The following is a 21,433-nucleotide window of genomic DNA, read 5'->3' as shown; positions in this document are numbered from 1 at the left end:
CGGCCCCTTACCGGTTGCGGATCGGTGGGAGGTGTGTGGCTCTGGTACCCCCACGGGGCTGCACAAACCCACGGTTGACGATGTGTTCCATGAGGCCGATGGTGCCCGCGGTGGCGGTGCTGCCGAGCCACCGCGATTGCCCGGCCGTCGCCGGGGTAACCGCCGCCATGGCCGAGGACCGCCCACCCGCCGACCGCGATCAGTCGCGGTTCGACGAGACCGCCGAGCGGACGGTCCGGCGGGTGCGGCACCGTGGCGGGCAGGCCGGTCGGATCAGGGCCCGGCAGTGGGAGGTCACCCTGGTGATCTCCATCCAGGCCGGGTTGGCCGCTGCGATCGCCGCCCTGCTCGCCAAGAACCTGCTCGGCCAGGGATCGCACGTCTTCGCTCCCGCCGCCGCCGTCGGTACGATCGCCACCGCCATCGGGCAGCGGGCCCGCCGGACCTTTGAACTGTTGGGCGGCGTGGCCCTGGGCATCATCATCGGGGACACGCTGCGATTCCTGCTCGGCTCGGGCCCGTGGCAGACCGGCGTGGTGGTGGCGCTGGCAATCGCCGCCGCGTTGCTGGTTGCTGGGAAGGGTGGTCCGCTGGTCGGTCAGGCCGGCGGTACCGCCGTGCTGATCGCCACGCTGGCCCCGATGGAGCGTGGCCTGGAGGTGCCCCGGATCTTCGACGCGCTCGTCGGTGGGGCGGTCGGCCTGGTGGTGGTCGCGCTGTTGTTGCCGATCAACCCGATGCGGGTGCTGGACCGCGCCGCGGCACCGATCTTCACGATCCTCTGCGAGCAACTCGCCGAGCTGGCGCGGGCGCTGCGCGAGCGCGACGGCGCCGGAACCATGGGCGTCCTGGAGCGGCTCCGCGGCACCGAGGACGACCTTGGCCGGTTGCACGATGCGCTCAGCGGCGCAGAGGAGGTGGTGACGATCGCCCCGGTGCGCTGGCACCGTCGGCAGCAGTACCACCGTTACGCCCGCAGCGCGGGTCACCTGGAACGGCTGCTGCTGGACAGCCGGGCCATGGCGCGTTGGTCGACCACCGCGTTGCAGTACGACGAGCCGATTCCGCCGGGGCTGCCGGATGCGATGGGCCGGTTGGGTCAGGCGGTGGCGGAGATGCGGGTGGAGTGCAGGGTCGGTGACGACCCCAGGCGCACCCGCCGGTTGGTCGAGGAGTGCGCCGAGTTGGCCGGGCGGGCCTCCGCGGCCGGCGTCAAGCCGTTCGGCGAATCCCTCGTCACCGGACTGCGCACCGCGGCCAGCGACCTGCTCCGGGCCGCCGGCTCCGAACCCGAAGACGCCAACCGGATCGTGCGCCGGGCGGCCGGAGCAGGCGAGGCGGAGATCCACCCGCCGGTCCGCCGACAACTGCACCGGGCCCGACCGACGCGGGCCGCCCGAGCTCGTCGACGCGCCCACCTCGCCGCCCGGGCCCGTGACGACGGTCGGGCCGGCCTCCCCGCAGGGGAGAGGCCGGCCCGGTGAACCGTTCTGATCAGGAGGAGTAGCCGCGCTCGGCGATCCAGTTGGCGACCTTCGGCAGGCTCATCCAGTACTCGCCCAACGCCGGGTCGGCCGGGTCGGCGACCCGGATCGTGTCACCACCGTCGCGGTAGCCGACGAGGGTCAGGTAGTGGCCACCCTCGTACGAGTGCGGGTTGCCGTCGGTGTCCACGGTCGTGCCCTTGATGTTGGCCACCACCGGGCGGCCGGCGTCGACCGCGGCCAGCACGTCACGGCGCAGCTGCTCGACCTGGTCGGGGCGGGCCACCGAATCACGGATCTCGGTGGTCCGGTACTTGCCACCGGTCAGCTCGTTCAGCACCCGGGTGGTGTCCAGAGCCGAGGGGGTACCCGCCTCGGTGGTGCCGAGCAGCCGGGCCACCTCGTCCTGGGACAGCGCCTTGCCCTGCGCGGACAACGCGATCCGGGTCGCGGCCGGGCCGCAGTAGTAGAAGTTCGGCTGGGCCTGGTAGTCGACGCCGAGGATCCGCTCGGCGTGCCGGTCGTTCTGGCTCGACGAGGCCGGAGCGGCCTGAGCCGGGGCGGCCTGCGCGGCCACCGCCGGGCCGAGGGCGCAGCCGCCGGCCACCAGCAGGCCGACGACGGACAGACCGCTCTTCTGGACGATCGGGTTCATGGTCGAGTCTCCGTTCGGGGGTTGGCGCCTCCGGCCAGCGGAGGGCGGCAGCACCGGGAATGGCGCTCGGCGCAACACGGGGGCCGACCATCTGTGGTCTCGGCCCTGGCGTACCGAGGGCGTAACCGCTCTGCTCCACGGAGAATTCCGTCGGCTGCGGGCACCGTCACCCGCGCGGCATCCCTGCCTGACCCGAACCGGTCATCGGGGACACACGGTCAGCTCAGAGGCTGCCCAACAGCCTGGTCACGCTGATCTCGATGACCACCCGTTCCGGATTCGGACGCGGTGTCCGATACCGCTCGGCGTACCGCCGCTCCGCCTCCGCCACGGCGGCCGGATCCGACCGCAGCACCGCGCGGCCCTCGATGGTCAACCAGCGGCGGCCATCCACGTGGCACACGGCCACCGCCGCGCCCGCCGCGCCGGCAGCCGCCACCTGACGGGCTTTCCGGGAGGCGCCGGAGGTGATGACCCGGGCCAGGCCGGCCGCCGGGTCGAGAGTCACCCCGACCGGTACGACGTGCGGGGTGCCGTCCGCCCGCAGGGTGGTCAGCGTCGCCAGGTGCCGTTCGGCGCAGAAGGCGACAACCCGCTCATCGTGCACGTCCAACCGATGATCGCCCGTCATGCCCCGTCCCCTGTCCACCGAACCGACCCCGATCATGGCACGCGGCGGCGCACCTGGTTCCGATCCGGCGGGGCATCCGGCTGACCGGGCAGCTGGCGACCCGCCGCGCGACGTTGGTGCACCAGCCGGGTCAGGTAGAGCAGCGCGGCGGCCAGGACCCCCATGTCATCCAGGTAGATCGGGTCCGGCAGCACATCGACCGGGAAGATCGTGTAGATCAGCGCCCCGTAGAAGGCGACCTTGCCGCCCGCGCCCAGCCCGGTCAGCAGCCGCCGGGTACGCACCACCCGCACGGCCAGCACCACGGCACCGACCAGTGTGGCGAGCGCCAGGATGCTGGCGATCACCACGAGGACCCACGCCTGTCGGGACATGCCGTCACGCTAACCCACCCGAGCCCGCGCGGCTCAGAACGCGGGCACCGTCGCACGGCCGCGTGCGGTCACCTTGTTCTCCCGGGTCTGCTCGAGGTTCTCCCGGGGCTGCGCGCCCACCGGTCGGGCGACCTCGCTCAGCGGCAGCACCGACGCCGACTCGGCGACCCGTCGTCCGGTCGCGGCGTGCGCCTCCTCGCGCAGACTGCGAGCCGCGGCCACCGCCAACTCCGCCGCCCGCCACGCGGCCTGCTCCCGCTCGCGGGCTGCGGCGTGCCGGGCAGCCAGGTTGTCCCGGATCGCCCGCTGGAGCACCAACTCCTGCTCGACCGGGTGCAGTCGCGGGTCCCAGCCGTCGCGGTGCGCGAAGACATCGCTGAGCTGCTCCACCGACAGCTCCCGCCGCCAGTACGCATCCAGCGCCGCCCGGTGCAGGTAGCGCTCGCGGTCCGCGTACTCGGCGGGGGTCCGTGTGGTGTGCGGCAGCGGCATCGCGGCCGCCGCGTCGAGCCGCCGTACGCCAGCCTCGGCCGCCTCGTACGCCAGCCAGGCCGCCTCGACCGCCTCCTGCGCGGCCACCCACTCCGCCCGGCGACGCCGCACTGTGGTGGTCGCCCGCTCCGCGGCCACGGCGACCTCCTGCGCGTAGCGGCTCTGCTCCCGCTCCTCCTGCGCCTGCTCGAGTTGGCTCGGCATGGCGGCGCGGCGGATCCGCGAGCCCGGGTCGAAGCGGAACCGGCCGGGCCGCAGCAGGAGAGCGGAGACGGCGACGGCTACCACCCCGAGCAGGCTCAGCCAGATGACGGCGGCCCGGGATAGGTCCGGCAGGACGGCGGAGAGGACGGTTTGCATGAGATCAGCACCTCGCGGTCGAAGGCGGGTATCGACGGGCGGCAGAAGGGCCCGGTAGCACCGGTCGGCCCGTGGCCGGGGGTCGTCCCGTCGACGGCGAACGTCAGGTGCCGCGCGGGAGGATCAGCCGGGATCGGGCCCCGGGGGGTCGCCGGGCCTGGCTCAGCGGGCGGGCGGGCCGCGTCGCGCGGGAGTGCCACGGCCGGGATCGATGGCCGGGACGTGCACGGGGCCCGCCGAGACCGGACCGGTCGCCGTGGCGGTATCGAGCGTGCCGGCCGGCGGGGCTTCAGCGGGCTGGGCGGCCCGCTGGTCGGCCGGGCCGGCGTCGGGGCGGACACTTGCCACCCGGCTGCTCACGGCACTGGGCCGCAGCTGCGTGGGGGCGGGCGGTGGGGTCGCGGCGAGAGCGGCACCGAGGCCGACCGCGAGCACCAGCGCGGTGACCGCCAGACGGGTCAGTTCCCGCAGTGACCGCAGCACAACCCACCTGGCTGGGCGGACAGACGCTGCGGACGACACCCAACCAACCTATCGCCCGTCCTGGCCTACCGCAGCACGGCGAAGGACCGGGCGGGAGTGACCGCCACCACCATGCGCACTGTGGACGCCGTCGGTCGGGGCCCGGGAACGGCAGTGCCCCCGACCGCGTCGGTCCGATCGGGGGCACTGTGCATCGTCAAGGCGGGACCGCCGGTGGGGTGGGCGTGCTGGCAGCGGACCGCGGTCAGTCGCCGGTGCCGAGCACCGGGGGTGCGGCCTTGTCGTCGCCCTGCCACACCATCTCGTCCTCGGTCAACCAGGTCAGCCGGTCGTCGGAGTCGTCGTCCTGCGCTCGACCGTGCCCGCCGAGCACACCGGGACGGCCGCCGGACCCGGGCCGCGCGTTGCCACCGGCCACGGCCGCACGGCCGCCGCTCCCACCGCGCTGGCCGTCGATGCTGCGCCCGACCCCGTTGGCGGCGCGGCTCTCCGCCGGGGCGGCACCACCACCGGTCGGCCGAGCTGAGGCGGGGGCCGCGTTGCCCGAACCCGCGAGCGCGCCGCTGCGCAACACCCCGCCGGCCGGTGACCCGCCCTGTGCCCCGTAGAGCAGGCCGGGACCGGTGCTCGCCGCAGTGGGCGCGCTCGCCGGCCCGGACAGCCCGACCAGCCCGGCGGCACCGCCGCCGAGCAGCGCGCCGCCGACCAGTGGGTCCGCTCCGGCGAGGGAGGTGCCGCGGTCGGCGAGGTCGCTGCCAGCGCCGATCGGAGCGGCGCCGACAGCCGGGCTGCCACCGGTGCCCGAGCCGACCTCACCCGGAGTCGAACCGTCGCCCGGCAGTTGGGCAACCCGGTCGGGCGACGAGATGCTCGCGTCGCCGGTGTGCGCGGTGCCAGCGCCGGTGTTGGGGCCGCCGGACACCCTGGCGATGGCCGAGACACTCTGTGGCGTCGTCGGATCCTTGCGGGCGGTGCTCGGAGTATCCGGGTCGGGCGGAGGCGGCTCGACCACCCGGTCGTAGGCGGAGATTTCGTAACTGTTGGCCAGGCCGGCCACCAGGTTGACCATCCGCTGGTGGGCCTTCTCCTGCTCGGCCTTGTCCTGCTGGTGACCCGCGATGCCCCCGACGATCAGACCGGTCAGACCGAAGGCCGCACCACCCTTGATCGCACCGCCGATCGCCTTGTCGTTGTCGTCGGTCTCCTCCGGGCTCTCGGCCTGCTTGTGGGCGGCGCGCAGATGGTCGGCCATCATGGTCAACCCCTGCTTGATGCCGGCCATCCCTTCGCCCAACGCGTCGGTGTGGGCGACGATCAGGCTGAGTCGCCGATGGAACTCCAGACCCGCCGAACCCGTCCACGTGTTGGCGAGCTTGTCGAGGTCGCCGCTCAACTCCCGGCCGAGGCCGTCGAGGATGCCCTTGAGCTCGGCCCACTGGGTGGCCACGCCCTCGATCTGCTCCGGCTTGCCCGCCATCAGGCCGTCGTACAGCTGCTGGTGGCTGCTGCCCTGGTAGCGCTGGGTGTATTCAGACACGCCCGTCCTCCTTCGGCTGCAACGCCCGGTCGACAGGGGTCAGCGCTGCCGTGACGTCGTCGGCGTTGGCCGCGTTACGCGCCTCGGCGGTGCGGTAGTTGCTCAGGATCGTGCTGGTCGCCTGCTGCGCAGCCAGCACCGCCTGCCGGATCCGTTCGGCCTGGTCGACATAGGACTGGTGCACCTCGCTGTAGCGACGCGCCTTGTCGGTGGCGTCGAAGAACGAGCCCAGCGCCGGAGGACGGCACTGCATCTCGGTGTTGAGCTTGCGCAGCACCGACTCGGCCTGGCTCAACCGCGACGCCAGGTGCTCGTGGAAGTCCTCAAGGGACAACAGGTCGACTTCCGTACGCCCGGCCATGGCAACATCCCCGTCGTTCTGGTTGACAACCGTCAGCGACATCCAGGTTAGTCCACCAGTGCGACTCCGGGCGACCCGCCGAAGCTGCTCAGCCGTCGGCGCCGGTCGATTCCGTGGACCCCCCGCCGGTCCCGCCGCTCGACGGGGGGCCACTGGCCGGATTCGACGGTGTAGACCCCGACGGTGGCGCGGCGGACGAAGACCCCGACGGTGGCGCCGCGGACGGCGTGCCCGAGGGTGGCGCGGCGGATGGTGAGCCCGACCTCGGCGCGGCCGACGGTGGTGCGGACGGTGCCGGCCCGTCGGGAGCGAAGACGGCGAAGGCGTCCTCGCGGTCCAGAGTCGGCCCGGTCGGGATCAGCGCGAGCAGGGAGCCGGGCACCGCCAGCGGGGTGATCCCGCCGTAGCCGAGCACGTCCAGTGTCGCCGCCGAGCCGAGCGGATACCGGATGCCCTGCGGGCTGATCAGGTAGATCGTCGACCCGGCGGCGCCGGACCCGCTGGTCCCGGCGCCGGGCGAAGCCTGCGCGATGACACCCTTGCCGCCGGGCAGCAGCACCGCCTCGGCGGTGCGTACGGCGTCGCGCCTGGTCTGACGCACCGGCACCAGGCCAGGATCGCTGTCGGTCAATTCGTTCGGCACCCGGTCGAAGACCTCCAGGGTGGTGGTCGGCGGGCCGCCCGAGCTGTCCTTGCGGTACGTCGCGCACAGCGTGGTCTGACCGGGCTGGGCCGGGTAGAGGGCGGGCATCGTCGGGGGCACCCCCTCCTCCTCGATCCGCCGCTCCTCGAACGCCTCGCTGGCCTGGTTCGGGGTGATGTCGGTGATCCGACCGCCGTTGCTGACGAGCAGCAGAGCGGTGATCTCACTGATCGAGACGAGAGCGTCCCGGGTCAGCACGTAGTGCCGCCCGGCGGCCTTGAACACGGAACCGACGTCGTGCGACTGCCCGGCCACCTTGCGACTGCTGGGCTCGCCCTCACCGGGCAGCGACGGTCGGCGCAGCGGTGGCCCGGCCGGCACGGCGTTGAGCAGTTGCTGCCCGACCTGGAGTCGCTCGGTGCCGGCCATCCGCAGCGCCGTGATCGTGCGGGACGGGTCGAGTAGCTGGAGTCGGGTGTTGTTGGTGACCAGGTACCGCTGGTCGTTCATCGAGACCAGCACCGCCCGGTCACCCAGCGGCGTGCCGCCGGGCAGCGCCCGGTCGATCACCAGCCGGGTGCTGGACCGCTGTCGGTCGACCGGGTCGGGCACATCGCAGACCGACCACGGCAGCCCGGTCAGCGACTTGCGGTCCGGCAGGGCGTCCGGTGCCCCGACGATGCCGACGGTGACGCCGCGGGGCCGGTCCCGCAGCGACGCCTGGGACATCGTCCGCACCTGGGCACTCGCGTCGTTCACGATGAGGCGCGCCGAGGTGTAGTTGAGCGTCGGGTGCAACTTGCCCTCGATGAACACGTACGTCGCGCCGGTCTCCCGTTCGATGACCAGGGTCTGGTCGTCCAGCGGCGCCGCGCCACCGGTCAACTGGCCGTAGGCACCCACCCCGCCGAGCACGATGGCCGCGGTGAGGACACTGCCGAAGACGGCCATGCCGAGCCGTCGCATCGGCAGGTTGGTGGTCTCCGGATCGCCCGACAGCAAGGCGGAGACGATGCGGCGGGTGACGAAGCGGTACGCCTGCACCTGATCGCGGCGGGTCCGCATGACTTACCTCCGGCAGGGTGGATCCGCGACGATCAGGGTCGGGGTGCCGTCGCGGGCTTCCCTACGATAAGGGGCCGACGGTGGTTTCTTGGGACCACCGCTCGTGGCCGGCACCGGAGGAGACCCGGCGCAGAGTCGTACCGTGCAGGAGGGACAGTCAGCGATGACGCAGGTTCAGGCGCCACCCGCCCGAGCGGTCACGGACCCTGTCGACGTTCCGACCCGGCCGGTGCCCCCGGCCGAGCGGCCCGGCCGTGGGCGGGTCGGCCCCGTGCTGGTCGGGCAGCTCGTCGTACTGGAGTTGTGCGTGGTCGGCGTTTGGGCCGCCACGGCCGGACCCAGCTGGGTGCTCGCCGCGGCGGGCACCGCGGCGCTGCTGGTCGTCCTGGCGGTCTTCGCCCGTCGGGGTGGCCGCTGGTGGTTCGAGGACCTGCTGCTGCGCCGACGGTTGCGGCGACGCGGTGAGCTGGCGTCGGCCGCGCTGGCCAGCGGCACGGCGACCGACCCGAGGTTGGCAGCGCTCGCCCCTGAGCTGAGCGTCATCGAGTTGACCGACCGAGGCACCCGGCTCGGCATCGGGCGTGACGACCAGGGCTGGTTCGCCGCCGTCGCCCTGCAGTCCGCGACCGGTGCGGCGGTCAGCTCTGTCGACGCCGCCGCCGTGGACCGCGCGCTGCGGGTGCTCGCGGACTTCAGCGCCCCGGTCTCCCGGGCCCAGGTCGTCGCGCACACGCTGGTCTGGTACCCGGCACCCGGTGCGCCGCCGGCGGCCCACCGGACCGTGTGGGTGGCGCTGCGGCTCACCGTCCGGGACGCTCGGGTCGAGGCGGTGAGCCGCGGCGGCGGGCTGACCGGCGTACACCGGACGGTGGCGGCCGGGATCGGCCGGCTCGGCAAGGCGCTGACGTCGGCGGGGCTGGCTCATCGCCCGCTGGGCCGGGAGGAGCTACGTGCGGCCATCGTCTCGGCCGCCGGTCTGGACCTGGTGCCCGAGGCGCCGGCGGAGAGTTGGCATGGGTTGCGCGGCGGCGGCTGGACGCACCGCTGCATGGCTCTGCGGGGCCGCTTCGACGCGCCGCTCGGTCCGCTCGTGGACGCGATCACAGCGACCTCGGCGCCGTCGCACACGGTGGCCGTGACCGTCTCGTCCGACGGTCGGGTGGCGGCACCGCTGCTGCGGGTGGCGGCGATGGACAACCACGTCGAGGCCCTGGTCAAGGTGGTTCGTGATGTCGCCGGCCGGGTGGGTGCGTCGACCCGGCCGATGGACGGTCAGCATGCTCCGGGCGTCTACGCCACCGCTCCGGTCGCCTCGGCGCTGGGCGTCGCCACCGGTCCGCGGTCGCGCTGACCGGTGCGGCGACGGCGCACGGTCAGGGTCGGAGGTTGACGATCCAGCCGTAGAGGCCGCAGACCCAGAAGGCGAGCGGCACCAACGAGATGATGAGCAGGATCTCGGCGATGTCGAGCAGACGGCCCCAGACCGGCGAGATGCGCTTGCCGGCGACGGTCAGACCGTAGATCAGGCTGATCACCGCGGCGAGCACCAGACCGCCCAGGATCAGGCCGAGCCGGACCGCCAGCGACCCACCGGCGAAGGTGGTCGCGGCGGCCAGGCCCAGACCCACGGTGCCGGCCAGCAGCACCGGGGTGCGCTGGGCCCGGCCCAGCAGGGGGCGGGCCCGCAGCAGCGCCAGCAGGGCCAGCACCAGGCACAGCAGGACCGCGGGCAGGCGGCCGTCCAGTGCCAGCACGAGTTGTGCGCCCAGCACCAGCAGCGACACCGTCCACAGCAGACCGGTCAGGAACTGGTCGGCGCGCTCACTCTGCTGGAGCACCTGCCGGCCGTCCACCGACTCGCTGTCGGTCTTCAGGTCCTCCGGGCCGGTCGGAATCGACGGCACCGGCAGCCGGGCCAGCCGGTAGGCCATCATCGGCAGCGCCGGCACCACGCCGAACGCGACCGCCGCGACCACCGCGGCGGAGGCCGCCGCGTCGAGGCCGAGGAGCAGGCAGAGCACCGCGCCCAGGCCGGTCGCGGCCGCGACCCCGATCGCGGCGAAGAAGAGGGGGTACCGGTCGCCGACCGCCAGCACGGCCACCGCGCCGGCCACCACCGCGGCGGTCGCCGCGAGCAGGACATGCGGACTGGCCAGGTCGGTCAGCGATCGATCGCCGGCGAGCAGCAGCAGACCACCGGTGGCCGCGTGCACCAGGCCGACCAGGGCCAGCACCGCGCCGATGCCGCTGTCACCGGCGGCCCTGGACAGCACCGCCGCGCCCACCAGCAGCGCCACCGCGACCAGCAGCGCGGCCAGCGCGCCGGGCAGGTGCGGCGGACCGGCGAAGAGGGCGGCAAGCGCGCCGGCGCCGAGCGCCGCCGCCGCGAAGACCACAGCGAAGGAGCGGGTCGCGCCGACCTGCCAGGCGCCGGGGCGCTGGTTGGTGGCGGTGGCGACCGCGTCCACCACGTCGTCGAAGACGATCTCCGGCGCGGCATCGGACCGGGGGTTGAAGTAGAGCACCTCACCGTCCCGGACGCTGAGCTGCGCTGCGGTACGACCACCGTCGAGGGGAGCACCGCCCAACCGGGACAGTGCCCAGCCGCCGTGCCGCGCACCCTCGTCGGCCATGTCCTCACCGGCGTAGCGCAGCAGGGTGGGGAGCAGGTCGGCCAACGGCACGTCCGACGGCAGCGCCAGGTCCATCCGGGTACGCGGAGCCACGATGGTGATCCGGCTGAGACCACCGGTCGCCGTCTTCGTCGCCACAGTGGCCTCCAGGTGTGCGTCTGTGATCGGCTGGCTGGAATGCTGCGGTCCGGGTCCACCGCGCACACGGCAGATTACCTACGATGACGGCACGTACGATGCCCACCCGCGGGCGGTGTTCCGCGGGCCGCACGTCATCAGGGCCGCTTCTGGGGAGGAGACAGCCGTGAGCACGGTGGTGTTCCGCCGGCTCCCGCGTCAGCCGGGGCCGGCCTTACCGCGCGGCGAGGTGCTGCTGGAGTCGCCTCCCGAGCTGCCCGAGCCGACGCCCCGCGGGATGGGGCAGCTGCTCATGATCCTGCCGATGTTCTGCGGGGTCGGCGCCATGGCGTTCCTCTACGCCGGTAGGGGCGGCGGCATGATGACCTACGTCGCCGGTGGTCTGTTCGGTGTCTCGATGCTCGGCATGGCGATCGGCTCGCTGGCCAACAGCGGTGGCAAGGACAAGGCCGAGCTGAACGCCGATCGCCGCGACTACATGCGCTACCTGGCGCAGATGCGCAAGCGCACCCGGCGCGCCGCCGAGCAGCAGCGGGCCGCGATGGCCTGGCGGCACCCGGAGCCCGACGCGCTCTGGTCGATCGCCGCCTCCCGGCGACTCTGGGAGCGGCGGATCACCGAGGACGACTTCGGCGAGACCCGGATCGCCCTCGGCCCGCAGCGACTCGCCGTGGAGATCGTCCCACCGGAGACGAAGCCGGTGGAGGACCTGGAGCCGATGAGCGCCATCGCGCTTCGCCGGTTCGTCCGGGCACACTCCACAGTCCCCGACCTACCGACGGCGCTGTCGGTGCGCGCGTTCAGCCGGGTGGTGCTGCGCGGCGACCGCGAGCCGGTGCTCGACCTGGCCCGGGCGGCGCTGGGGCAGCTGGCCACCTTCCACGCACCGGACGATCTGGTGATCGCGGTGGTCGCCGCACCAGACCGGCAGTCGTCCTGGGGCTGGGTGAAGTGGCTGCCACACGCCCACCACAGCGGTCGTACGGACGCGGCCGGCGCGCGCCGGCTGGTCTTCGCCAGCCTGGCCGAGGCCGAGGCCTCGCTCGCCGCCGAGCTGGGCGGGCGGCCTCGGTTCGCGCCGGAGGCCAAGCCGCTGACCACCGCCCCGCACCTGGTCGTGGTGATCGATGGCGGGGAGATCTCACCGACCTGCCAGCTGGTGGGCCCGGGGCTGCTCGGCGCCACAGTGATCGACCTCTCCGGGACGGTGCCGCGCGACGCCGGCCGCTGGCTGCTCTGCCTCGACGTGAATGATGGAAGCTCCCTCGACCTGGTCCGGGGCAGTTCGTCGTCGACGCTGGGTCGGCCCGACCGGCTCAGCGCCGAGGCCGCCGAGGGGCTGGCCCGACAGATCGCCCCCTTCCGGCTCTCCCAGCAGCAGGCCGGCGGCGACGAGCCGCTGGCCCGCAGCACGGAGCTGCCGGACCTGCTCGGCGTCGGTGACGCCGCGGCGGTGGACGTGCAGAACACCTGGCGCCCGCGCGGGCACCGCGACCGACTGCGCATCCCGCTCGGCGTCGGCCCGGACGGCAACGTGGTCGAGCTCGACTTCAAGGAGTCGGCGCACGAGGGCATGGGCCCGCACGGTCTGGTGATCGGTGCGACCGGCTCCGGCAAGAGCGAGCTGCTGCGTACGGTGGTGGCCGCGTTGGCGGTGACCCACTCGTCGGAGGAACTGAACTTCGTCCTGGTCGACTTCAAGGGCGGCGCGACCTTCGCCTCGCTGGAGGCGCTGCCGCACACCAGCGCGGTGATCACCAACCTGGCCGACGAGCTGCCGTTGGTCGACCGGATGCGCGACGCGCTCGCCGGCGAGATGGTGCGCCGGCAGGAGCTGCTGCGGGCGGCCGGCAACTACGTCTCTCGCTTCGAGTACGAGAAGGCGCGCTCGGCCGGTGAGCCGCTGGCGCCGATGCCCAGCCTGTTGATCATCTGTGACGAGTTCAGCGAACTGCTCGCCGCCAAACCGGACTTCATCGACCTGTTCGTGATGATCGGCCGGTTGGGTCGGTCCCTCGGCGTGCACCTGCTGCTGGCCAGCCAGCGCCTCGAAGAGGGCAAGCTGCGGGGCCTCGACACGCACCTGTCGTACCGGATCGGTCTGCGGACATTCTCCGCTGTGGAGAGCCGGATCGTGCTCGGCGTACCGGACGCGTACGAGCTGCCTAACGCGCCGGGCCACGGCTACCTGAAGACGGACACCAGCACCATGCTGCGGTTCCGGGCCGCGTACGTGTCGGGGGCGTACCGGGCGCCGGGGCAGCAGGCCTCCGCCTCGCAGGCGCTGGTGCAGCGGCGGATCGTGCCGTACGGTCTCGACTTCGTTCCGGTGCAGGTTCCGCAGGTGCCGGTGGCCACCGCCCCGGAGCCGGAGCAGCCGGCCGACGGCAAGGCCGTGGCGATGCTCGACGTGCTGATCGACCAGCTCAAGGGTCGGGGCCGCCCGGCCCATCAGGTGTGGCTGCCGCCGCTGGCCGACCCGCCGGGTCTGGGTGAGCTGCTCGGCCCGCTGGCGGTCGACCCGACCTACGGGCTGTGCACCGCCTCCTGGCCCGGGCGTGGGCGACTGACAGTGCCGGTCGGCGTGGTGGACCGCCCCTACGAGCAGCGCCGGGACCCGATGATGGTCGAGCTGGCCGGGGCCGGCGGCAACGTGGTCATCGTCGGTCGGTCGCTGAGCGGCAAGAGCACGATGCTGCGTACGCTGCTGGCCTCGTTGGCGCTCACGCACACGCCACGGGAGGTGCAGTTCTTCTGCCTGGACTTCGGCGGGGGCGCGCTGCGCAGCATGGAGCGGTTGCCGCACATGGCCGGGGTGGCCGGTCGGCGCGACGTCGAGGCCGTCCGCCGGACGGTGGCCGAGGTGGTCGCCGTGCTGGACGAGAGGGAGGCTCGTTTCGCCCAGCACGGCATCGACTCGGTGGCGAGCTACCGCCGTCGCCGTGCCGCCGGCGAGTTCGCCGACGACCCGTTCGGCGACGTGTTCCTGGTGGTGGACGGGTGGAACACCCTGCGCCAGGAGTACGAGGAGCTGGAGCAGACCATCACCACGTTGGCCAACCGGGGCCTCGGCTTCGGTGTGCACGTGGTGCTCACCGCCGTACGGTGGGCGGAGATCCGGATCAACATGCGGGATCTGCTCGGCACCAAGTTGGAGCTGCGCCTCGGCGACGCGTCGGAGTCCGAGATCGACCGTCGGGCGGCGAACAACGTGCCGGAGAAGTCGCCCGGTCGTGGCCTGACCCGCGACAAGCTGCACTTCCTCACCGCCATCTCACGGATCGACGGCCGTCGCGACATCGACGATCTGAGCGAGGCGTCGCTGTCCCTGGCCGGGCACGTGGCGGCGAACTGGCCGGGTCGCCCGGCGCCGAAGGTGCGATTGCTGCCGCGCCGGCTGCCGGTGGCGGAGCTGGCCCGGATCATCGACCGCTCGGCACCCGGTCTTCCGATCGGCGTCAACGAGTCGGCACTCGCGCCGGTCTACCTGGACCTGGCCAACGAGCCGCACCTGACGGTCTTCGGCGACGCGGAGTGCGGCAAGACCAACCTGCTGCGGCTGATCGCCCGGGGGATCACCGAGCGGTACACGCCGGCGCAGGCCCGGCTGGTGATCGCCGACTACCGGCGTGGCCTGCTGGGGGCGGTGGAGGGTGACCACCTGCTCGACTACGCTCCGTCGAACCAGGCGTTCGCCCAGGGGCTCGGATCGATCCGCAGTGCGCTCTCCAACCGACTGCCCGGCCCGGACGTGACCACCGCCCAGTTGCGTGATCGGAGCTGGTGGAAGGGTCCGGATCTCTACATCCTGGTGGACGACTACGACCTGGTGGCCTCGGGCGGCAGCAACCCGCTGAGCGCCCTCCAGGAGCTGCTGCCGCAGGCCCGCGACATCGGTCTGCACCTGATCGTCACGCGCCGCGTCGGTGGTGTTTCAAGGGCGCTCTACGAGCCGGTGCTGCAACGGCTTCGCGAGTTGGACTCGCCGGGCCTGCTGATGTCCGGCAACCGGGAGGAGGGCGCGGTCTTCGGCACGTTGCGGCCGAGCCCGCAGCCGCCCGGTCGGGGCACCCTGGTTCGCCGTCGGGATGGCCAGCAGCTGATTCAGACCGCCTGGTCCGAGCCGGCCTGAGCGCGGTCGGTCGTCGGTAGGGGGTGGTGGGCCGTTCCGGCCCGATTCACCACCATCCATCGAACGTGACCGGTCAGGGCTGCGAGGGCTGGACACGTTCCGCTACGGTCTTCACAGGAGTGTCCGTCGGTGGGGTGTTGCTGCCTTGCCGCGGGGGAGGATGCGGCAAAGCCGCCACCACAACAGACGGAAGGGTGTGAAGCATGGCGTTCGAGGTCGAAGCTGCGACTCTGCATACCGCCGCGAGTGACGTGCGGTCCACGCGCAGCGAGGTCGACGGCGAGCTGAAGAAGCTGTGGAACGTGGTCGACGACCTGGCCATCGCGTGGAAGGGTCAGGCGTCCACGGGCTTCCAGTCGCTGATGACGCGCTGGAACGAGGACACCGTCAAACTGCTGACGGCGATGGACAGCATCGCTGACCTGCTCGACAAGTCGGGTACGACGCACCAGGTCAACGACGAAGAGCAGCAGCAGATGCTGGACAAGTTCCACTCTGCTCTCAACCCGTGATCCGTAGCCGGCAGAGGAGGAAAACGTGACGATCAAAGTTGACTATGCGGTCCTCGAGAGCAGCAACCAGCAGATGCAGGCCATCTCGAAGACCCTCGAGGAAAAGCTTGACACGCTGCGGTCGATGCTGACCAAGCTGCACTGGGACGGCGAGGACCGGGTTGCCTACGAGCAGCACCAGGCGAAGTGGGACGCGGCGGTCCGGGACATCAACCGGATCCTGAACGAGATCGGCGGTGCCGTGGGCATCGCCCGCGAAAACTACCTCACCACGGAGATGAGCAACTCCAAGGTGTGGAGCTGAGGCATTCGCACGAGCGGCTCCGGTCCGGTTCGCCCGGCCCGGAGCCGCTCTGTGTCTGGCGTTGGCGGGCGTAGGCGTCGGGCTGCGGTGCGCCGCTCAGCCGGCAGTTGGTGCGTCGGTGCGTCGGCCGGGGCGCCAGTCGCGTCGGCGGCCAAGGGCCATGATCGGTCGCGCGACCAGCAGCAGCCCGGCGAGTAACCCGCCGATGACCGCCGCCCAGATCGCGATGGGGCGCTGCCAGCTCAGCGGGTCGTCCCGTACGGCGGGCGCCGGGAGCGCGCCGGCCGGCGGGTTCGCCCGGGTGCCGAGCAGGCTCGACACCGCCCGGTACGGGTTGACCATCCCGTGCCCGATGTCGGCGTTCTGGCCCTCGGGTGGGTTGTCCGCGGTGCGTTTCAGCCGATCCGCGACCTGCTGCGGGTCGAGACTGGGGTAGGCGGCCCGGACCAGCGCGGCCACTCCCGACACGTACGCGGCGGCGTAGCTGGTGCCGCCCTCCGGCACGGTGCGGTAGCCGCTGTTTCCGGGCGCCGGCCCGACGATGTTCATCCCGGGCGCGGCGATGTCGACGTAGTCGCCGCTGATCGAGGTGCCGACGTGGCCGCCCTGCTCGTCCACCCCGCCGACCGCGATCACCCCGGGGTACGCGGCCGGGTAACCCGGCAGGTTCTGCGAATCTTCCGATCGGTTGCCCGCGGCGGCGACCAGCACCACCCCTTTGGCCAGCGCGCGCTCGACGGCCTCCGTCAGTTCGGGGCGGGGAATCGTGGTCAGGGACAGGTTGATCACATCGGCGCCCTGCGCGACCGCCCAGTCGATGGCTGCGGCGATCTGCGCGGGGAGTTGCGGGTTGTTGACCGCGCCGAGCTGCGGCAGAACCCGGATCGGCAGGATGCGGGCGGCCGGGGCGATGCCGCTGAAGGGGACGACAGTGCCCTCCCGGCCCGCGATGATGCCGGCGATCAGCGTGCCGTGCCCGGCCTCGTCGCACTGGCCCTGGCGGGCCGGCAGGCCGTTGAAGTCGCGACCCTCGAGCACCTGCCCCTTGAGGAGCGGGTGGGCGGCGGAGACTCCGGAATCGATCACGGCCACCGTGATCCCGGCGCCCCGGGACAGCGGCCACGCCGAGGACGGCTCCAGCCGGCGGAGCGCCCACGGCATCTGGGTCAGGCTGTCGGTGCCGGTGGGACCGCAGAGGGGCGGCGCGGCGGTCGCGGGGGAGGGTGCCACCAGGCCGGCGCCGAGCAGGACCGCCAGCGTTCCACTCAGGACGCCGCGAAGGGCACGACGGGACGGGGTCGCGCTCAACGGCGGGCATTCGCGCACCCGCAAAGGTTACCGCCGCGACCGTCGGTCAGCGGCCCCCGGTGGTCAGGGTCAGGCCTGGGGCGCTGCCTTCGCTGTGGAAGCGTCGGCGAACAGCGCGAGCAGGTCGCCGACCTGCCGGTCGGCCTCGGCGGGGTGCCGGAACCGGCCGGCCGGGTTGAGGGTGTATTCGTTGCGTCGTCCGACCCGGGTGCGGTGCAGGTAACCGCCCGCCTCCAGGTCGGCGACGATCGCCTGCGCGGCCCGTTCGGTCACCCCGACCTCGGCGGCGACGTCGCGTAGCCGGGCGGTCGGGTCGCGGGCGATGGCCAGCAGGACGTGCCCGTGATTGGTGAGGAATGTCCAGTTCCGCCCGCCGCCGGTGTCGTCCGTCACCGTGCTCGCCATCGTGTGACCGCCTTTCCGGATGTCCGCCTGCCCTCGCGAGAGTCTGGTCCGCCGTGCCCCGGGAAGGTTGCCCAGGGGGTGGCCCGAGTCAACGTATGAAATCTAAATCACGCATACCTTGACGCATCTTACGGTGCGTGTGACGGTGGAGCACGAGCCAGCGCCCGCCGCCCGGCCGGCGGAAAGCCGGTTTGACCAGGTCAGATGCGTCGAGACGAGGTGCGGGATGAGTCATACCGGAAGTGCCGGCGGTCAGCCGGGTCCGCAGCGGACCACCGACCGGGCCACCACGCTCAGCGAGCCGACCCGGGCGTACGCCGAGCTGGTCGCCGGCAACCGGCGCTTCGTCGATGGCGCCCCGCGCCATCCCAACCAGGATGCCGGGCGCCGGGCCGCCGTGGCCGACGGGCAACACCCGTTCGCGGTGATAGTCGGCTGCTCCGACTCGCGGCTGGCCGCCGAGATCATCTTCGACCGGGGGCTGGGCGACCTGTTCGTGGTTCGCACCGCCGGGCACACCGCCGGCCCCGAGGTGCTCGGCAGCGTCGAGTACGCGGTTACCGTCCTCGGCGTCCCGCTGGTGGTGGTGCTCGGCCACGACTCGTGCGGTGCGGTGCAGGCCGCCCGGGAGTCCGCCGCGACCGGTACCGCTCCGAGTGGCCATCTGGGCGCGGTGGTCGACGCCGTGCTGCCCAGCCTGCGCCGGGCCGAGGCCGAGGGCGTGGACGACATCGACGGCATCGTCGACATCCACATCGCCCAGACCGTCGAGACGTTGCTCGGGCAGTCGCCCGTGCTCGCCGGCGAGGTGGCGCGGGGACGGTGCGCGGTGGTGGGGGTGTCCTACCGGCTGGCCGCCGGAGCGGTGCGCCCGGTGGCCGCCGTACCGGCCGGCCTCGCGACGTTGGAGACCCCGGCCGGATCGCCCGAGTCGATCGACCCGGCCACGCCTGCCACCGTCTGACGCGACGAGGGCCGCTCCGCGTCACGCGGAACGGCCCTCGACGGGGGGTGTGCGGGTCAGAGCAGCGACATGTGGACGTGGTCGGTGTGGTTCGACGGCCCGCTGTACGAACTCCAGCCAGTGGCCGGGAACCAGATCTGCCGGTTCCAGATCACGTAGTAGATGCCGAGCCGGTCGGCGTTACGGATGAGGAACGCGGCGACGTTGTTGCCGTACGTCCGGGTGTCGTTGTTGTGCCACGGGGAGAACCCGCTCTTCTGTAGCGACCAGTCGCAGGCGCGGCCCTTCGGGTGCTCCCACGGCCCACCGGGGCGGTAGCAGCCGACGAACCGGTTGAAGCCGGCCGCCTTGACCTCCTTGTACGCGTGCAGCGTGCGCGGCGTGATGCAGCCGGACGTGGTGGGGTCGTTCTCGCTGCACGACTGGGGCTTCCAGTCACCGTCGGCCGTGCGACCCGGGCCGATCTTCGCGACCTTGGAGGTGGCATCCACCAGACCGCCGGTGAAACCCTTGCCACCGACGAGGGAGAGCGCCTTGTCGGCCTCGCTCTTGCGCTTCGCCATCAGGGCGGTCTGCTTCTGCTGCTCGCGGACCTCGGTGTCGAGGGCCAGCTTGGCCTGCTCGGCGCGGGCCTTCACCTCGTTGACCTCGGAGAGCTTCTTCTCGTTGACCATGTTCATCTCGTCGAGCATCCCGGCGCGCCGGACGAACGAGTCGGGCGCTTCGCTCTCCAGCAGCATCGCGACCGCACCGATCCGGCCGGTCCGGTACGCCTGGGCGGCGATCTGCCCGACCTGCGGGGCCAACGCGTCCAGGTCGGCCTTGGCCCGGTCGACCTCCGCGGCCAACTCGCTCTGCCGCTTCTTGGATTTGTCCAGCTTGGACTTTGCGGCGGAGTAGTCGCGGTTGGCCTGCTCGATGACGTCGTTGAGCAGCTTGGGCTCGCCGTCCTCCTCGTGCCCGGAGGGTGTGGGGTTCGTCGGGGCGGCGTGCGCTGGGAGCGGCCCGGCGAGCACTGTCAGTGCGGCGATCACGGCCACCACGGGTGTCATCCAGCGGCGTAGGGGTGCCGTCACAATGTTCCCTTCCGTCGACCGCCGACCGGGTTAGCTGACGGGTTCGGGGCGGAAGTGGCCCCTACCGCTGACGCGGATTCACCCCAGGCACCTGGGTCCCCGGCTCGCCGGTTGGCGATTGGGCGGTGGCACCGCAGGCGCCGCTTCGCGCCTTCATCGGTAACCGGCAGCGAGGTTACCCGAGAGTCGACCGGGTGAGCTACGCCTGGATGCCGACCAAAAGCGTCATTTCGCCATAGCGTTGAGTGACCAGTGACGCGGTTCTCAGGGTGGATGCCCGATCTGGTCACGCTGAGGAGTGTCACCATGCCGTATCCGTGCTCCTGTTCGACTCCGGCCACCGGTCGGTGGCCTCGGATGGGGGTGCGGTCCGCGTCCGGTACGGCTCGTCGGAGCCGGCGGTTCGCGGTGAGCTGAGTGCGGCCAGTGCCTCGCTGCGGTCCGGCTCGGGCCGGGGCGCGGCAGCGTCGGTGGACGCCGTGGCAGCGGTACGCCCGGCGGCGGTCACCACAGCGGCCAACCCGGTGGTCAGCGGCACGGCGGCGATCAGACCGAGGGTGGCGACCGCGCTGCGAACGATCTCCTGCGCGAGGAACTCACTGGTGAGGATCTGCCCGATCGGCCGCGAGTCGGCGGTGAGCAGGAGCAGCAGGGGCAGTGACGCGCCCGCGTACGCCAGCACGATGGTGTTGACAGTGGAGGCGATGTGCGCGCGGCCGACCCGGGTGGCCGCCCGGTACAGCTGCAACCGGGTCAGCCCGGGGTTCGCGTTGGCCAGTTCGGTGACGGTGGCCGCCTGGGTGACCGTCACGTCGTCGAGCACCCCGAGCGATCCGATGATGATCCCGGCGAGCAGCAGACCGTGCAGGTCCACGTCGCCCTGGAACATCGACAGGGTGGTGGCGTCTTCGCTGCCGAAGCCGGTGAGGTGGGTCGCGGCCGTGGCGATGGTGGCGAGCACGCCGGTCAGCACCAGGCTGCCCAGGGTGCCGAGCACCGCGACCGAGGTCTGTGCGGTGACCCCGTGGGTCAGATAGAGCACCACGAACATGATCAGGGCCGCGCCGACCACCGCCACCAGCAGCGGTGACCTGCCGGCGCTGATGCCCGGCAGCACGAAGGTGAGCAGGATGGCGAAGCTGGCGGCCAGTCCGGCGAGCGCGGCCAGGCCTCGCCACCGACCGAACGCGACGATGGCGGCAGCGAAGACCACTGCCAGCCACACCATCGGCGTGCCGCGTTGGTGCTCGGCGATGTTCCAGTTGCTGGTGGTTGGATCGGTCGGGTCGGCCAGCTCGACCAGGATGACCTCGTCGCCGACCTCGACCCGGGGTGCGCCGGGCCCGTCGGGCACCGGTGTCCTTACCTGCTGGCCGGCGGTCGGCCCGTCGTCCACCCGGACGTCGACAGTGCCGCACCGCCCGTCGCCGACCCTCGGTGTGCCCTCGGGGACCGACGGCACCGGCGGGCACGGCTCGCTCACCACCCGGGTGACAGTGCCGGGGTAGCGCGGCACGTCCGCACCACCATCGGTCTGCGGTGACCCGCCGCGCGGCCAGAGCAGCACCGCGGCCAGCACTGTGGCGACGAAGAGGGGTACCACCGTCACGACGAGGATCCGTCGCACCCGTGGTGGGGCGGACGGAGCACTGTGAGTGTGGTCGGAACCCAAAGCGAGACTCCCAACGATCCGGTGCGGGATACGGGTCAGCGGGCCGGGCGGTTCACCGTTGCGGTGGAAACGCGGCGGACGGCGGGGCGGATCGCTGCCTGACGACCGCTTGATCACGGACGGTCATGCTCGGCCCGGTCGGCCGGGGGCGACGCCACGACGTGGCGGCGCCAGTGCCCGACTGTGCAGCGGCATTCGGAGGGC

The 21,433-nt window shown here is 72.4% G+C and carries 19 protein-coding genes and 1 riboswitch; of the genes, 6 read left to right on the top strand and 13 right to left on the bottom strand.

The genetic code is table 11. The features are described from left to right. The first annotated feature begins 89 nt into the window (after positions 1–89). On the top strand, positions 90–1,484 hold the full coding sequence (locus ACIA47_RS07835) for an FUSC family protein (protein ID WP_396706338.1): 1,395 nt from the start codon (positions 90–92) through the stop codon (positions 1,482–1,484). Between the two features lie 10 nt (positions 1,485–1,494). Here the strand turns inward: ACIA47_RS07835 and ACIA47_RS07830 are convergent, their stop codons facing one another. The 8 genes from ACIA47_RS07830 to eccB form a co-directional block, all read right to left on the bottom strand. Next, a complete protein-coding gene (locus tag ACIA47_RS07830; protein WP_091395184.1) occupies positions 1,495–2,139 on the bottom strand; it encodes a C39 family peptidase in 645 nt (214 codons plus the stop codon). Positions 2,140–2,362: 223 nt separating this feature from the next. Further along, positions 2,363–2,770, bottom strand: coding sequence for a pyridoxamine 5'-phosphate oxidase family protein (locus ACIA47_RS07825; protein WP_396706336.1), 408 nt, complete (start codon positions 2,768–2,770; stop codon positions 2,363–2,365). A 32-nt stretch (positions 2,771–2,802) separates the two neighbouring features. Continuing rightward, entirely contained in the window at positions 2,803–3,144 is a 342-nt protein-coding gene (locus tag ACIA47_RS07820) for a hypothetical protein (protein ID WP_396706334.1), read from the bottom strand. A gap of 33 nt (positions 3,145–3,177) precedes the next feature. Then, positions 3,178–3,996, bottom strand: coding sequence for a hypothetical protein (locus tag ACIA47_RS07815; protein WP_396706332.1), 819 nt, complete (start codon positions 3,994–3,996; stop codon positions 3,178–3,180). 162 nt (positions 3,997–4,158) lie between these two features. Beyond that, positions 4,159–4,479, bottom strand: coding sequence for a hypothetical protein (locus ACIA47_RS07810; RefSeq protein ID WP_396706330.1), 321 nt, complete (start codon positions 4,477–4,479; stop codon positions 4,159–4,161). A 244-nt stretch (positions 4,480–4,723) separates the two neighbouring features. Then, positions 4,724–6,016, bottom strand: a complete 1,293-nt coding sequence (locus ACIA47_RS07805) for a hypothetical protein (RefSeq protein WP_396706328.1) — start codon at positions 6,014–6,016, stop codon at positions 4,724–4,726. Next, entirely contained in the window at positions 6,009–6,419 is a 411-nt protein-coding gene (locus tag ACIA47_RS07800) for a hypothetical protein (protein ID WP_366332639.1), read from the bottom strand. Before ACIA47_RS07800 ends, ACIA47_RS07805 begins: the two co-directional genes overlap by 8 nt. Positions 6,420–6,465: 46 nt before the next feature. Next, positions 6,466–8,085: a type VII secretion protein EccB gene (gene eccB, locus ACIA47_RS07795; RefSeq protein ID WP_396706326.1), complete on the bottom strand. Its 1,620-nt coding sequence runs from the start codon at positions 8,083–8,085 to the stop codon at positions 6,466–6,468. Between the two features lie 163 nt (positions 8,086–8,248). On the opposite strand from eccB, the gene ACIA47_RS07790 reads away from it, so the two are divergent. Beyond that, complete coding sequence (locus ACIA47_RS07790) at positions 8,249–9,436, top strand: type VII secretion protein EccE (RefSeq protein ID WP_396706324.1); 1,188 nt, start codon at positions 8,249–8,251, stop codon at positions 9,434–9,436. A gap of 22 nt (positions 9,437–9,458) precedes the next feature. Here the strand turns inward: ACIA47_RS07790 and eccD are convergent, their stop codons facing one another. Continuing rightward, the gene (eccD, locus tag ACIA47_RS07785; RefSeq protein WP_396706322.1) at positions 9,459–10,856 is read right to left on the bottom strand and encodes a type VII secretion integral membrane protein EccD; all 1,398 of its coding nucleotides are present in this window, start codon (positions 10,854–10,856) and stop codon (positions 9,459–9,461) included. Between the two features lie 166 nt (positions 10,857–11,022). Between eccD and eccCa the strand changes: the two genes are divergently transcribed. The 3 genes from eccCa (at position 11,023) to ACIA47_RS07770 (ending at position 15,804) form a co-directional block, all read left to right on the top strand. Continuing rightward, positions 11,023–14,988: a type VII secretion protein EccCa gene (gene eccCa, locus ACIA47_RS07780; RefSeq protein ID WP_396706320.1), complete on the top strand. Its 3,966-nt coding sequence runs from the start codon at positions 11,023–11,025 to the stop codon at positions 14,986–14,988. Between the two features lie 203 nt (positions 14,989–15,191). Then, positions 15,192–15,500: a WXG100 family type VII secretion target gene (locus tag ACIA47_RS07775; RefSeq protein ID WP_030329557.1), complete on the top strand. Its 309-nt coding sequence runs from the start codon at positions 15,192–15,194 to the stop codon at positions 15,498–15,500. 25 nt (positions 15,501–15,525) lie between these two features. Beyond that, complete coding sequence (locus tag ACIA47_RS07770) at positions 15,526–15,804, top strand: WXG100 family type VII secretion target (RefSeq protein WP_030329555.1); 279 nt, start codon at positions 15,526–15,528, stop codon at positions 15,802–15,804. 96 nt (positions 15,805–15,900) lie between these two features. Here the strand turns inward: ACIA47_RS07770 and mycP are convergent, their stop codons facing one another. After that, entirely contained in the window at positions 15,901–17,130 is a 1,230-nt protein-coding gene (gene mycP, locus ACIA47_RS07765; RefSeq protein ID WP_396706318.1) for a type VII secretion-associated serine protease mycosin, read from the bottom strand. 51 nt (positions 17,131–17,181) lie between these two features. After that, positions 17,182–17,517 carry a MarR family winged helix-turn-helix transcriptional regulator gene (locus ACIA47_RS07760; protein ID WP_203121018.1) on the bottom strand — a complete coding sequence of 112 codons (336 nt, stop codon included), beginning with the start codon at positions 17,515–17,517 and terminating at the stop codon, positions 17,182–17,184. A 226-nt stretch (positions 17,518–17,743) separates the two neighbouring features. On the opposite strand from ACIA47_RS07760, the gene ACIA47_RS07755 reads away from it, so the two are divergent. After that, positions 17,744–18,481, top strand: a complete 738-nt coding sequence (locus tag ACIA47_RS07755; protein ID WP_203121019.1) for a carbonic anhydrase — start codon at positions 17,744–17,746, stop codon at positions 18,479–18,481. A 56-nt stretch (positions 18,482–18,537) separates the two neighbouring features. Here ACIA47_RS07755 and ACIA47_RS07750 read toward each other — a convergent pair whose 3' ends face one another. Both ACIA47_RS07750 and ACIA47_RS07745 read right to left on the bottom strand, forming a co-directional pair. Further along, positions 18,538–19,557, bottom strand: coding sequence for a hypothetical protein (locus ACIA47_RS07750; protein WP_203121020.1), 1,020 nt, complete (start codon positions 19,555–19,557; stop codon positions 18,538–18,540). A 4-nt stretch (positions 19,558–19,561) separates the two neighbouring features. Next, positions 19,562–19,692, bottom strand: a riboswitch (cyclic di-AMP (ydaO/yuaA leader). Positions 19,693–19,858: 166 nt separating this feature from the next. Next, positions 19,859–21,229 carry a YibE/F family protein gene (locus ACIA47_RS07745; RefSeq protein WP_396706315.1) on the bottom strand — a complete coding sequence of 457 codons (1,371 nt, stop codon included), beginning with the start codon at positions 21,227–21,229 and terminating at the stop codon, positions 19,859–19,861. Between the last annotated feature and the right edge of the window lie 204 nt (positions 21,230–21,433).

The sequence above is a fragment of the Micromonospora sp. NPDC051227 genome (assembly GCF_044455385.1).
Taxonomy (GTDB): domain Bacteria; phylum Actinomycetota; class Actinomycetes; order Mycobacteriales; family Micromonosporaceae; genus Micromonospora.
This window is presented reverse-complemented; position numbering and strand designations above follow the sequence as displayed.